The organism is Thermus sp. KWY1 (assembly GCF_057547025.1).
The window spans coordinates 58783-71774 of record NZ_BAAJPG010000016.1 but is presented as its reverse complement, the minus strand read 5'-3'; the positions used below and the strand labels follow the sequence as shown (position 1 = coordinate 71774).

General features: G+C 65.0%; 13 protein-coding genes and 1 tRNA gene. 7 read left to right on the top strand and 7 right to left on the bottom strand.

All coding sequences use genetic code 11. From position 1 onward, the window contains the following. Window positions 1-99: 99 nt before the first annotated feature. Genes AC27GT_RS03940 through AC27GT_RS03915 form a run of 6 tightly spaced genes read left to right on the top strand, consistent with a single transcriptional unit; the run spans window position 100 to window position 6572 of the window. Window positions 100-900, top strand: coding sequence for an NUDIX hydrolase (locus tag AC27GT_RS03940; RefSeq protein WP_015717717.1), 801 nt, complete (start codon window positions 100-102; stop codon window positions 898-900). Between the two features lie 52 nt (window positions 901-952). Continuing rightward, complete coding sequence (locus tag AC27GT_RS03935; protein ID WP_015717718.1) at window positions 953-1690, top strand: hypothetical protein; 738 nt, start codon at window positions 953-955, stop codon at window positions 1688-1690. A 12-nt stretch (window positions 1691-1702) separates the two neighbouring features. Then, window positions 1703-2395: a hypothetical protein gene (locus AC27GT_RS03930; protein ID WP_015717719.1), complete on the top strand. Its 693-nt coding sequence runs from the start codon at window positions 1703-1705 to the stop codon at window positions 2393-2395. Window positions 2396-2451: 56 nt separating this feature from the next. Continuing rightward, window positions 2452-3243 carry a fimbrial biogenesis chaperone gene (locus AC27GT_RS03925; protein ID WP_015717720.1) on the top strand — a complete coding sequence of 264 codons (792 nt, stop codon included), beginning with the start codon at window positions 2452-2454 and terminating at the stop codon, window positions 3241-3243. Then, window positions 3240-3713, top strand: coding sequence for a hypothetical protein (locus tag AC27GT_RS03920; protein WP_015717721.1), 474 nt, complete (start codon window positions 3240-3242; stop codon window positions 3711-3713). Before AC27GT_RS03925 ends, AC27GT_RS03920 begins: the two co-directional genes overlap by 4 nt. 3 nt (window positions 3714-3716) lie before the next feature. Beyond that, complete coding sequence (locus AC27GT_RS03915; RefSeq protein ID WP_487223560.1) at window positions 3717-6572, top strand: hypothetical protein; 2856 nt, start codon at window positions 3717-3719, stop codon at window positions 6570-6572. Here AC27GT_RS03915 and AC27GT_RS03910 read toward each other — a convergent pair. From AC27GT_RS03910 to AC27GT_RS03880, 7 genes are all read right to left on the bottom strand, one after another. Further along, a complete protein-coding gene (locus AC27GT_RS03910) occupies window positions 6569-7126 on the bottom strand; it encodes a molybdenum cofactor guanylyltransferase (protein WP_487223586.1) in 558 nt (185 codons plus the stop codon). The genes AC27GT_RS03915 and AC27GT_RS03910 overlap by 4 nt on opposite strands. Before the next feature lie 2 nt (window positions 7127-7128). Further along, window positions 7129-8040, bottom strand: a complete 912-nt coding sequence (locus AC27GT_RS03905; protein ID WP_487223559.1) for an NAD(P)/FAD-dependent oxidoreductase — start codon at window positions 8038-8040, stop codon at window positions 7129-7131. A gap of 12 nt (window positions 8041-8052) precedes the next feature. Beyond that, complete coding sequence (locus tag AC27GT_RS03900; protein WP_038030561.1) at window positions 8053-8388, bottom strand: hypothetical protein; 336 nt, start codon at window positions 8386-8388, stop codon at window positions 8053-8055. A gap of 9 nt (window positions 8389-8397) precedes the next feature. Further along, the gene (miaB, locus tag AC27GT_RS03895) at window positions 8398-9720 is read right to left on the bottom strand and encodes a tRNA (N6-isopentenyl adenosine(37)-C2)-methylthiotransferase MiaB (protein ID WP_015717726.1); all 1323 of its coding nucleotides are present in this window, start codon (window positions 9718-9720) and stop codon (window positions 8398-8400) included. A gap of 167 nt (window positions 9721-9887) precedes the next feature. Further along, window positions 9888-9964, bottom strand: a tRNA-Met gene (locus AC27GT_RS03890). A 47-nt stretch (window positions 9965-10011) separates the two neighbouring features. Then, window positions 10012-10461 carry a YbjN domain-containing protein gene (locus AC27GT_RS03885; RefSeq protein WP_054392036.1) on the bottom strand — a complete coding sequence of 150 codons (450 nt, stop codon included), beginning with the start codon at window positions 10459-10461 and terminating at the stop codon, window positions 10012-10014. Window positions 10462-10517: 56 nt separating this feature from the next. Continuing rightward, a complete protein-coding gene (locus AC27GT_RS03880) occupies window positions 10518-11630 on the bottom strand; it encodes an NAD(P)/FAD-dependent oxidoreductase (RefSeq protein ID WP_038029543.1) in 1113 nt (370 codons plus the stop codon). 61 nt (window positions 11631-11691) lie between these two features. Between AC27GT_RS03880 and icd the strand changes: the two genes are divergently transcribed. Next, the gene (icd, locus tag AC27GT_RS03875) at window positions 11692-12969 is read left to right on the top strand and encodes an NADP-dependent isocitrate dehydrogenase (protein ID WP_038029544.1); all 1278 of its coding nucleotides are present in this window, start codon (window positions 11692-11694) and stop codon (window positions 12967-12969) included. Window positions 12970-12992: the final 23 nt, after the last annotated feature.

Here is a 12992-nt window from a genome sequence, read left to right as displayed (position 1 = left end):
AACGCCTAAAAAACATTCCCGTGTCAGAAAAGCACATCTCCCCTTAACGCTCCCTTAACGCCCTCTTATCTAACTTCCAGGGCGAAAGGAGGTGAGACGGTGAGGCTTGGGCTTTGGACGTGGCTTCTCCTGCCCCTCATCCTGGGGGCAGCGGGGCCCCAAGCCTCCGTGCGGCTGGAAGTTAGGATTCCGGAACGCGCGGCCCTGGTGTTGGAACCCCCGGCAGTGGGGGGCAGGGTGGCAGGTCCCTTGTGGGCTGGCAAAGGAGGTGGGGGAAACCCCAGCCAGCCTCCTTACTGTCCCCGGGACCCCAGCGACCCCACCCTCTGCCTGCGGGATCCCGTGGTGGTTTTTGACCTCAGGTGCGCCACCTTAGGCCCGGTACCTCCCCATTGCGTGGGCCTTTACGGCGGGGATGGCCGTTTTCTGGACGAGGACGGGCGCCCTTACCCCCCTCTTCGCCTGGACGGGGAGGGTAGGGTGATCCCCGGCTCCAAGCGCTTTCCCCAGTACTTCACCCATCCCTCCATGCGGCTTCACGTTTTCACCCAAAGGCGGCACTGGGCTTTATCCGTGGCCTTTGAGACCGAACCCACCAGTCCGGATGGAAGGGTGTTGGACGCCAGCCACTTTGCCATGCACTCCATCCTCACGGGGCGGGGAGGCCTTCCCCCCACCCCCCACTGGAAATGCTTGGCTTACCACCCGGACTGGGACCGCCCGCCCTCCCACATCTGCCCGGCTCCCTCCGGACCCGACGGCGGGGTGCTCTTGGAGGAGGTCACCGACCATCCCGGGGGCTGGCAGTCGGTCACCTTGGGGATCAAGCTCCGTCTGGACGGTTCCGAAACACCAGGGGAGTACGAGGGTTGGCTGGTCTACACCCTGACGCTCTTGTAGGAGGTCTTTCGGCTCTAGGCCCTTGAGTTCAGCGGAAAGAAAGGAGGACACCATGAAGAAGTGGCTGATCGCGGCTTTAGCTCTGGCCCTGGCAGTAGGCTACGCCCAGGTGAACTTCCCTTCCGAAGGCGACCTGGACGGGAACGTGGAAGAACTCTGGGACGACAACCACGACCAGGCGGCGGTGAGGGAGAGGGTGAGGGTCATCATCCCGCCCCGCTACGCCCTCCACCTCACCGAGGACGAGTGGAACCTGGATCTGAACCATCCCCCAGCGGCCCCGGGTGACTGGTACCCGGATCCCGACGAACCCACCCTACCCCCAGAGGGATGCTACCTTGTGCCTAAGGCGGTGAAGACCCTTGAGGACCTCGTAACCTACCTCGAAAACGGCCATGTCCTTCGCGCGATCGGGGCTTATCCCGCCGCCAGGGATTACAACAACGATGGCAGGCTTTCCGATGACGAGAAAGGTACCCTCCTTTGCGTGAACCACAAGATCCTGCAGAAGTTCTCCAACGACCCCGACGGGTGGCGGCTCAGCGTATCCGTGACCGGGACCCCCTCCAGCGGCTTCGGCTGGTTCGTCCTGGCGGATCTCATCAACCACGCACCTAAGGGAGGGTTCGCCACCAACAGCCTGCCCTCCGGCCCCCACGTGGTGGCCGAGGACACTCACCCCACGGGCGGCTGGCTGGACGATCTGATCGTGGAGGCCTTCTGGTTTGACGGCTCCGAGCTGGACGGCACCTACACCATCGACGTGACCTTCACCCTGGCGGGTCTCTGAAGGAGGTAGGCCATGCGGAAGCTTTTCCTTCTAATGGTTAGCGGGCTCCTGGCCCTGGCCTTGGCCGCTGGCGAGGAGGCCAACGGCGGCGAGGAGTGGGACGTGGACGAGCAGCAGGCCACCGTCACCGAGCGCATTAACCTCACCATCCCTCAGCGGGTGGCCCTGCACCTCACCGAGGACGAGTGGATCGTGGACCTCAATAACCCCGCGCTCGGAGCAGACGGGGAAGGGTGCTACCTGGTGCCCAAGGGCTACCAGGGCACGCTGGAAGATGCCATCAACGACGCTTTGGCTGGCAACTTCCGACCCATCGACACCTACCCCGCCATCAAGGACCTGAACAACAACGGCAGGATTGACGAGGGCGAAAAGGGCACCCTCATCTGCCTCAATAAGAAGGTCCTGCAAAAGTTCTGCAACAACCGGGATGGGTGCGAGCTGGACCTCAAGGTGACCCGGACCCTGGGCGGGCCCAACTACGGCCTGGGCGGGGTGGTGGAAAACGCGCCTGACCTTCAGTACAGCAAGTTTGTCCAGTTCAACGGGCAAGACGACGGCGATCCCCTCGAGCTTCTGAAGGTCCTGAACGGCCGCTTCCCCGGCTGGCTGGATGACCTCATCATCGAGGCCTTCTGGTTTGACGGCTCCGAAGTAGCGGGAACCTACGAGTTCAACTTCCTCTTCCATCTCGCGGCCCTCTAACTTCCTGGGCTGCCCCCGGCCAACCCGGGGGCAGCCTTTTGCCCTAAAATTCCAGTATGAGAAAACTCCTTCCCCTGACGATCCTGATGATCCTCCTGAGCCAGACCCAGGCCCAGACCGGGGTGGGGGTAAGCCCCCCCAGGGCCCTTTACCCCGCCACCCCCGGAACCAGCCTAACGGGAGGCATCCTGGTGGACCACCCGGGCCGTAGCGGCACCCTGCAGGTGGAGGTGGTGTTGCAGGATGTGCTGCTACAGGCGGATGGCAGACCCCTCTACCTGGACCCGGGAAGCCATCCCCGCTCCCTAAGCCGCTGGCTTTCCGTAAGCCCCCTCACCTTCCTCCTTCAACCCCAGGCCACCCAGGAAGTGCGCTACACCGTGCAGGTACCGCCAAACGTCCAGCCTGGCACCTACTGGGGCATCATCTTCTTTGAATCGGCCCCTGCGGGAAGCCGGCAGGGCGGGGAAGGCTTGGGTATCCGGGTGAAGACCCGGGTGGGGCATGTGGTCTACGTGGAGGTGGGGCAGGTGAGCCGCTCGGGGCGGATCCAGGGCTTCCGCTATCAGCCGCAAAGCCGCGAGGGCCCGGCCCAGGTGCGCCTGGTCTTTCAGAACACGGGCACCGGGCTTCTTCGCCTGAAGGGTCGGGTGGAGGTGCGGGACCTTCAGGGCCGCCCCCTGGCCCAGGCAGAGGTGCCGGAAACCGCTAGCCTCCCCGGGGCCACCCACGAACTCCCAGCTCCCCTGGAGAAACCCCTTCCTCCTGGGCGCTACCTGGTGCTGGCGGTTTTGGACTTTGGAAGCCCCAGCCTGATCGCCGGGGAAGGGCGGATAGAGGTGAAATGATGCGACTTCTGGTCCTTGTTCCCTTCCTTGCGCTGGCCTTGGCCCAGGTTCCCGTTGGGGTGAACCTTCCGGAAGGTACCAGCCTTTCCCTGAGCGCGGAGGAAGTCCTCTTCGACCTCACCCAGAGCGCCTATCCCCCACCCAGTTTCCCCTACGCCTATGCCCCCACCCTTCCCCAAGGTCCCCTTACCCTGAGGCTGTTCACCAACCTCGAGGGGGGCTTTGCCGTGGAGGTGGAGGCCACGCCCCTCCTGGCGGAAGGCGGTGCGGAGATCCCTCCAGGCCAGGTGGAGTACCGCTTAAATGGAGGCCCCTGGATTCCCCTGGGCCCCAAGGTGGTCCTCCTCACGGGAAGCGGACCCACCCCGGGCTACCAGAGCTACGTGCTGGAGTTCCGGCTGGTGCTCACGGGACGGGAGGTGCCTGGCGTATACCGGGGTAGCCTCCTCTTCACCCTGAGCCGGCTTTAAGCCATGCGGGCCCTGGCCCTTCTCCTTCTTCTGGGCTTTGGGGTGGCCCTCGAGGCCCCCGAGGTCCTGGAAGCCCAGCAAGGAGGCTTCCTAAGCGTGCCCGTGCGGGGGGAAGGGGAAGTGATGGCGGTGGAAGTGCCCAAAGGACTCGTCCCCCTCTCGCAAGGGATTGTAGGGGAAGGGGTACTGAACTTCCTGGTGGGGCCGGAGGCCCTGGCGGGGGAACACCCTTTGGTGCTCAGGGATAGCCGGGAGACCCGCACGGTGCGGGTGCGCATCCTGGTACGGGCAGGAGTGGAGCTGAAAGTTCCCCCTGGCGGCGAGGGGGTGGCAGGGGAAAGCCTGAGTTACACCTTGAGCGTACGCAACACGGGCAACGCCGTGGACCGGGTGCGCCTCGAGGTGCGAAGCCTTCTTCCCTACCGGCTTTCCCAGGAGGTTCTGGAACTGGCCCCGGGGGAGGCCAAGGAGGTGAGCCTGGAGCTACGCCTCGTGGGTCGCAACCGGGACACGGCCACCATCCTCGCCTACTCCAGCCTGGACCCCAAGGTGCGGGCCTACGGGGTGATTGAAACCGTTATCCAGCCCTTCGCCGGGGCGGAAAAGCTTTCCCGACAAGCCCTCTTCTACCGGTTTGGCCTCACCGCTCGATACAGCCAGGAAGATACAGGCTACGCCCTTACCCTTTCCTTAGGAGGGGCGCTTTCCGACTTCGTGCGCTTAAGCTCCAGCCTGGGCCTTAAGGCCGAAGGGCTTGCAGGCGAAGCCTTCCTTTTCGGGGAAGACTTCTCCCTGGGTTTTCGCGGTTACCCCGGGGTCTACCGGCTGGAAGGGGAACTTGGGCCCTTCCAGGGCTATGCCGCCTGGGCTGGGGGCGGGCTGAGCCTGGGGGGAACCTACGAGGAGGGTCCCCTACGGCTCGCCACCCACCTGAGCACCCTGGGTCAGCGCTTCAGCGTGGGCTACGCCTTCCAGGAAGGCGGGCTCACCCTGGTGCCCTACGGGGTGGTGAGCCGCAGGGCCGACCCCGAGGCGGTGCGGGCTGGAGCTGGCCTCGAGGGCAAGCTGGAAAACCGGGAGCTAAGCCTTACGGGGAGGTTTGAGTACCTGGAAGGCCTCAGGCTCCGCCTGGGCGGAGCCAGCCGGAGCCAGGACCCCCTGGGCTTCAAGGGGGAGGTGGCCTACGAGGGAGGAACCTGGCAGGGTTCGGCCACCCTCACCGAGCGCCTGGACGAGGCCACCACCCATAGCCTCACCTTCCGCCTGGCCACCACCTATGGCCTCCTCTACACCCTGGCCTACCGCCCCTTAAGGGAGCCCTTCTCCGTAAGCGGCACGGTGGGAACCCAGGGAGGCCTGGTCCTTGGCCTGGCCGCCCGCTACCGGGAAGGAGGGCTTGAACTTGGCGGAAGCCTGGGGCGGAACCCCACGGGCCCCTACCTGGGCCTTTACGCCAGCTACCGGGAGCGGGACTATGCGTTGCAGCTTGGCTACACTGCCGCCGAAACCCGGCGCCTCCTGGCTTCCATCCAAGGTACTTTTCCTCCGTGGGAGGGAAGCCTGGGCCTGGGGTACGACCTGGAACAAAGGCGCCTGGATGGGCGTTTTGGCCTGGCTTACCGGGAAGGGATCTTGGGCCTGGGCTTGGAAGGCCGGTACGCCCAAGGAACCTTGAAACTGGCGGCCTTGGGGGCCCTGGAGATCAAGGGCGGGTTTGACACCCCCGAGGAAGTGGTCCAGGCCTTTGGCGGCCGGGCCACGGGGTATGTGGAGGGCCTAGTCTTCCACGACCGAAACCGGGACGGGATAAAGGGTCCCGACGAACCTCCCCTGCCCGGGGCGAAGGTTCGGGTGGGGGGCCTGGAGGCGGTGGCCGACGCAGGGGGCCGCTACCGGCTGGAGCTTTACCCCGGAAGCTACCGCCTGGAGGTAGGAGGCCTCGAGGCCAGCCTGGCCCTGCGCCGCCGGGTGGAGGCCAAGGTGGAAAGAGGCCTCACCCTACCCCTGGACCTACCCGTGGAAACCGTGGTGGGCCTGATGGGCCAGGTATTTTTGGACACGAACCGGAACGGCGTCAGGGAGGAAGGCGAACCTCCCCTCCCCTACGCTCGCATCCGCCTCCAGGGTGTGGAATCCCGCACCGCCACCGCCGATGGGCGCGGGGCCTTCGTGATAGGAGGGCTTCTGCCAGGCACCTACACCCTCAGCCTGGATCCCACCAGCCTGGACAAGCTGCAGGAGCCCGGGGAACCCGTATCCCTGGCCCTGGAGCCCGGTCCCCTACCCCAGGTGCTCCTGGCCGCCAGGCCGGTGGTGCGGGAAATCGTGCACACCCTCACCGAGGAAAGCCTGGCTCTGGTCCTAGAACCCCTGCCCACAGTCCTGCCCCCAGGAGCCGAGCTTCCCCTAAGGGCCCACGTCCAGGGAAGGCCGGAAAGGGTGTGGGCGGAGTTGTCAGGGCGGACCTATCCCTTACAACCCCTGGGGGAGGGGCTTTTCGGGGCCTACCTTCCCGTGGAAGGGCAGGGAAGCCTCGAGGTCAAGGTGGTGGCCGAGGGCATGGGCCAGCGCACCGAAACCTCGGCCCTCCTCACCGTGCGGCCCGGTCCCCTGGCCATTCTTCAGGCCAGCCCCGCCCTCCTGGACCCGGGGGAGGAAGTGCGCCTCGAGGCCCGCCTCCTCCGAAGGGCAAGCCGGGTGGAGGTGCGGCTAGGCCCTCTGATCGTCCCCTTGGAGAAGGTGGACGACTTCACCTACCGAGGCACCCTCCTGGCCCCTAAGACCCCGGGAGCCTACGAGCTGGAACTCTACCTGGATGGGAACCGGGTTCACACCGCCCGCATCCGGGTGCGGGACTAGGGAAGCTCCTCCTTGCGGTTGGCGTTCAGGAAGACCTGGGCGCCGAAGCGCACCACCACCTCCTCCGCTGGGATATAGGTGGCCCCCAACACCTCCATCACCCGCCTCAGGAGGAAATCCCCTTCCCGGATCTGCAACTCCACCTGGGGAAGGCAGTCCTTGTGGTAGAAGGCCATGAGGGGCTCGAGGTGGCCTTCCGGGTTGTAGGCCACCACCACCGGGTGAGGGGAGGCCAGGGCGTGCTCATAGAGAAAGGCCCAGTATTCCGGCCTCAGAAAGGGCAGGTCCGTGGCCGCCACCGCCACCCAGGGGTAGCGGGCGTGAAAGAGGGCGGAGTGCAGGCCGGAAAGGCTATCCGCCCCCGGAAGCAGGTCGGGATACACGGGCACGCCAAAGCTGGGATAGGGCCTGTTGGCCACGATGAACCGCTCCCCCGCCTCCTGGAGGCTATCCAAAACCCACTGGATCAGGGGCTTTCCCCGATAGGGGTAAAGGGCCTTGTCCTCCCCGAACCTGCGGGAAAGCCCCCCGGCGATCACCGCTCCCGAGTACATGCCTACCATCCTAAGGCCTCAAGAAGCCTTTCCCCCAGCCAGGGGGCATAGAGAAAACCCGTGGAGCCAAAGCCCGTAAGGGCAAAGCCACCTTCCACGGGAAACAGGTAGGGAAGGTCCACACCCCCAGGCGGAAGAGAGGGGTCCAGCCGGAAGCGCACTCCCCGCCATGCGGAGGCCACCGAAGGGCGGTAGCCCAGAAGGTCTTCCGCGCCCTTTAGAAGCCATTCCACCTCCCCTTCCGTGGGAGGGGGAGCCTCCGGATCGGAACGATGGGGGAGGTAGCTTCCCCCTAGGGCGCTTCCCGCCAGGTAGACCCGGTAGCTGATGGCCCGGGGGAAGTAATCCAGCAGGAGGAGGACCAGCCCAGGGATGTGCCGCCCCTCCAGGCCCAAAAGATGGGCTCCCTGCCCACCCCCTGCGTAGACCAACACCTCCCCCCTTATCCGCCCTCCTCCTTCCAGGAAGAGGTAGGGAGGCTCCCAGGCCAGAACCCGGGACCTGAGCACGCCAACCCCCTCCGAGAGCTTCTGCAAAAGGGGCCTGGGCTCCAGCCAGAAAGCCTCTTCCAGCAAGACACCCCCTTGGTGCCAGGTGTGCTTAAGCCTGCCAAGCCGAGAGTCCACCTTCTCCCTCTCCCCTTCCGGCACCGGGCGATAGACACCCAGGTGCAAGGGCACGAAGCGGCTGTAAAAGCGAAGGGCCGCCTCGAGGGCCTCCTCTCCCTTTCTCGCCAGGGTAAAACGCTTCCCCCGCAAGGGGTTCACCAAGGCCACGGGCACCCGGCTTGCCTCCCCCAGGCCCTGGGCCACCACCCGCACCCTAAGGCCCCTTTCCTTGAGAAGCCAGGCGGCGGTAAGCCCCGCCACCCCGGCTCCCAGGACCACCGCCTCGGCTTCCTCCACCTTCCTCATCCCCTGCTGGGGTCAGAAGCGAAAGCCCTCCCCCTCCCTCCGGCACAAACCCCTGGCCGCCAGGCCCTCTAGGAGGCGTTCCGCTTCGTCCTGGGGGAGGAAGGCTCCAAGGTCCTTCGGGCTCAAGAACCCCCCCTTCCGCCAGGCTTCCCTCATGGCCAGGCGCTCCAAGGCTACCCGCGAAGGCCCCTTGGCCAAAAGCCTTCCCTGCCAGCGGAGTAGGCCCAGATACAGAAGATAAGCAAGAAAGGCTGCCAGGACAAGCCCCCAAAGGGCGAAGCGGGAGGCCGCATAAACGAGAAGGAAAAGGGCCAAGGCACCGCTAAAGGGGAGGAAGTGCTGGCGCATGCCGCCTCCTCAGGCCACGGGCAAGGGGATGGGCGCAGGCTCCCTGGCCCCCACCACCTCCCCAAAGAGCAGGTGCGGGGTGGCCTGCTTGATCTCCACCTGGTACAGCCCCGGGGTGGGAGCCTGGTGGGCGGGAACCAGCACCGGATGGTTCCCGCGGTCGTGCCCCTGCACGTACCCTTCCTCCTTGGCCACCCCCCGCACCAGAACCTCCACGGTCTTCCCCACCCACTCCAGGTTGCGGCGGTAGCTCCACTCCTTCTGCTTTTCAATGAGACGCTGGAGCCTTTCCACCTTCACCTCGCGGGGCAGGTCCTGGAAGTGCTTGTAGGCGGGGGTACCGGGCCGAGGAGAGTAGATGAACATGTAGGCCTGGTCGTAGCCCACCTCGTCGTAGAGGGAGAGGGTTTCCTGGAAGTCCTCCTCCGTCTCCCCGGGGAAGCCCACGATGATGTCCGTGGAAAGCACGGCATCCGGCAGGATCTCGCGGATCCTCCTGATCCTTTCCAGGTACTGCGCCCGCCGGTACTCCCGGGCCATGCGCCTAAGCACCCGGTCCGAGCCAGACTGCACCGGCAGGTGAATGTAACGGGTGATGGCAGGGGTTTCGGCAATGGCCTCGATGATGTCGTCGGTGAAGTTCACCGGGTGGCTGGTGAGGAAGCGCACCCTGGGAATGCCCATCTGCCCCACCATCCTCAGGAGTTCGGCGAAGGAGGGGAAGCCCGGCTGGTCCTTGCCGTAGGAGTTCACGTTCTGCCCGAGGAGGGTCACCTCCACCACCCCGGCCTTCTTCAGGGTTTCGATCTCCTTCAGGATCAGGTCCGGGTGGCGGGAAACCTCAGGGCCCCGGGTGGTGGGGACGATGCAGTAGGTGCAGTGGTGGTTGCACCCCCGGATGATGGTCACGTGGGCGGAAAGCGCTCCCCTGGGAGGCGGGGGGATGTAGTCCAAAAGATCTTCCTTGAAGGTGAGGTCCCAGAAGCGCTGGTTCCCCTTCAAGGCCTCGGGCAAGGAGGTAAGGGCTCCCGGGCCCAGGAGAACATCCACCCCAAACTTCCGGGCCATCTGCTGACCCTCGTCCAGCTGGGCCAGGCAGCCCATGAGCCCGATGAGAAGCCCTCGCCTATCCTTCTCCTTCCGAAGCTGGCCTAGAAGGGAGCGCACCTTCTCCACGGGCTTCCCGCGGACCGCACAGGTGTTCACCAGGACGAAGTCCGCCTCCTCCACCGAATCCACCAGCTCCCACCCCAGGCTCACCAGCTCGCTGGCCACCAGGTGGGAGTCGTACTCGTTCATCTGGCATCCGAAGGTAATGATGTGGGCGCGCATAAACCTCCTGGGGCGGCCGGGGGGATCCCGGGCCCCGTGGTTTCCAGTGTAGCAACCTCGAGGCCCTCAAGGCCAACCTCGGTCCCTGGATTCCTCAGCCTCGAGCCCCCCAAAAGGCCACACCCCCCGGCCACGTTACCGGGGGGTTAAGCCTCGCATCCCGATGCTGGTGGCGGCGGTGGGACTCGAACCCACGACACCACGATTATGAGTCGTGTGCTCTGACCACCTGAGCTACGCCGCCACGGGCGCACCAGGCAATCCCCATCTTAGGGGAGGGCCCCCAAGCGGTCAAGGTTCAAAGCCGATGTGATCCATGAAGTCGGGGAGGATTTCTTCGGCGAAAAGGTCCAAGAAGGCCCTCACCGCCCCCAGGCTCACCCCTCCCGTGAGGTCCAGGTCCGATTCCACCCACACGGTTCCCTCCTCGTCCAAAAAGGCCCGGCTAAAACGGCGGTCCCGGTTCCAGGCGTTCACGGCCTCGAGGTCCGGCACCTCGTCCAGGGTGAATCCGGCGCTTAGGGTCAGAACCCCGCACCGCCCCTCCTGGCAGAAATCCAGGTAGAGCCAGACCTTAGTCAAGCCAGCCATCTCCAGACGGAACTCCTGGGCATCCGTCTTCTCGTAGGCAAGACCCGCCTGCTTGAGAATCCCTTCCACCTCGGCCGGGGTCAAGCCCTTGACCACGGCCTGCCCCAAGGCCAATCCCCAAAACAACAATCCCGCCAGCAATATTCTCATAAAACCCCTCTTCCGTCCCGGTGGGCCCGTAGGCGACCTTGCAGGACACCCCCAGTCTACACGATCCCCTTCTCCTTCAGGAAACGCCCTTCCCGGAAGCGATCCAAGCGGAACGGGGTTATATCCAGGCTCCTCGCCTTCCCGTGGACCACTTCCTCCGCCATAAGCCTCCCCACCATGGCCGCCTGCTGGACCCCGTGGCCGGAAAAACCCGCCGCCACCAGAAGCCCCTCCTCCACAAAACCCAGGATGGGGTTGGCATCCGGGGTCATCTCGTAGTAGCCCCACCAGCTGGCCCTTCGGTCCAGGGCAAGCCCTTCCAGGAAGGGAAAGCGGGAAAGGCCCGCCTCGAGGGTCGGAGCCAGCCATCTCCAGTCCATGCCCTCGGAAAAACCCGGGGGCTCATCCGGGTTGGACCGGCCCATGAGCACCCTCGCCCCCTCCGAACGCAGGTAGAAGCCCGTGGCCAGGTCTATGGTGAGGGGAAAGGCATGGGGAAAGGGAGCGGGGGCCGTGGCGAAGACCATGCGGCGCACGGGCCGGATGGGAATCTCCAGGCCAAGCCTTTTCCCCACCTCCCCCGTCCAGGCTCCGGTGCAAAGGAGGAGAAAGGGAGCCTCGTACGCCGCCAAGGGGGTTTCCACCCGCCATACCCCCTTCTTTCTCCGGGCGGCCACGAGGGGCTCGGAAAAGCGCACCCTGGCCCCAAGCCGCCTGGCCTCCCTGAGGTAGTGGGCGGTAACCCCATGAGGGTCTATGACCCCATCCATGGGACCGAAGGTGGCGTAGGCCAGGCCCTCCTCCCGGAAGGGCACGTGGGATTGGGCCTTCTTTAGGGAAAGCTTCTCCACAGGCACCCCCAAAGCCCGCTGGGTAGCCAAGGCTTCCTCCTGGGCTTCCCTCAGGGCCTCCGGCACCAGGAAGAGGTAGCCGATGGGCCGGTAGCTGGCCTCCGGAATCCTTTGGTACTCCAGGATGGAGTGGTAGGAAAGAAGGATGTTTAAGGGCTCGGAGAACTGCACCCGCACCCCGGCGGCGCTCTTTCCCGTGGAGCCCTGGGCAAAGGTGGCCTCCCTTTCCAGAACCAGGACCTCGAGGCCCGCCTCCGCCAGGCGGTAGGCACAAGCCGCCCCCACGATTCCCACCCCCACCACCAGGACCTCGGGCATGGCCCCAGTCTAGGACACTTTTCCCTCAGGAAAGGGGTATGCTATGGCCCGGAGGTCAGGTATGACCTACAAGCATATCCAAATCCCAGAGGACGGCGAAAGGATCACCATCCAAAACGGGGTTCTCCAGGTGCCGGACCAGCCCATCATCGGCTTCATCGAAGGGGATGGGACGGGGCCGGACATCTGGAGAGCCGCCAGGCCCGTCTTAGATGCCGCCGTAGAAAAGGCCTACGGGGGAAGGCGCAAAATCGCCTGGGCGGAGATCTACGCCGGGGAAAAGGCTAACCAGGTTTATGGGGAGCCTGTATGGCTACCCGAGGAAACCCTGGACTTCATCCGCGAGTACCTGGTGGCCATCAAAGGGCCCCTGACCACCCCGGTGGGCGGGGGCATCCGCTCCATCAACGTGGCCCTAAGGCAGGAGCTGGACCTTTACGCCTGCGTGCGCCCCGTGCGCTGGTTCAAAGGGGTACCCAGCCCGGTGAAGCACCCCGAGCTGGTCAACATGGTCATCTTCCGGGAGAACACCGAGGACATCTATGCCGGGATTGAGTGGCCTGCAGGCAGCGAGGAGGTGCAAAAGGTCCTGGACTTCCTCAAGCGGGAGTTCCCCAAGGCCTACGCCAAGATCCGCTTCCCGGAGACCTCGGGAATCGGGATCAAGCCCGTCTCCAAGGAGGGCACGGAGCGCCTGGTGGACGCCGCCATCGCCTACGCCATCAAGGAGGACCTGCCCAGCGTCACCCTGGTGCACAAGGGCAACATCATGAAGTTCACGGAAGGAGCCTTCCGGGAATGGGGCTACGCCCTGGCCCGGGAGAAGTACGGGGCCACGCCCCTGGATGGTGGCCCCTGGCACGTGCTGAAAAACCCCCGCACCGGCCGGGAGATCGTCATCAAGGACATGATCGCCGACAACTTCCTGCAACAGATCCTCCTTCGCCCCGACGAGTACTCGGTGATCGCCACCTTGAACCTCAACGGGGACTACATCTCCGATGCCCTGGCCGCCCAGGTGGGTGGAATCGGCATTGCCCCAGGGGCCAACATCAACTACCAAACGGGGCATGCGGTCTTTGAGGCCACCCACGGAACCGCGCCCAAGTATGCGGGCCAGGACAAGGTGAACCCCTCCAGCGTCATCCTCTCGGGGGAGATGATGCTCCGCTACATGGGCTGGAACGAGGCAGCAGACCTCATCATCCAGGCCATGGAGCGCACCATTGCCAAGGGGCTCGTTACCTACGACTTCCACCGCCTCCTCCAGGCAGAGGGTAAGCCCGCCACCCTCCTTAGGACCAGCGAGTTCGGCCAGGCCTTGATCGAGCACATGTAATACCACTCGCCCACGAGCCTCGT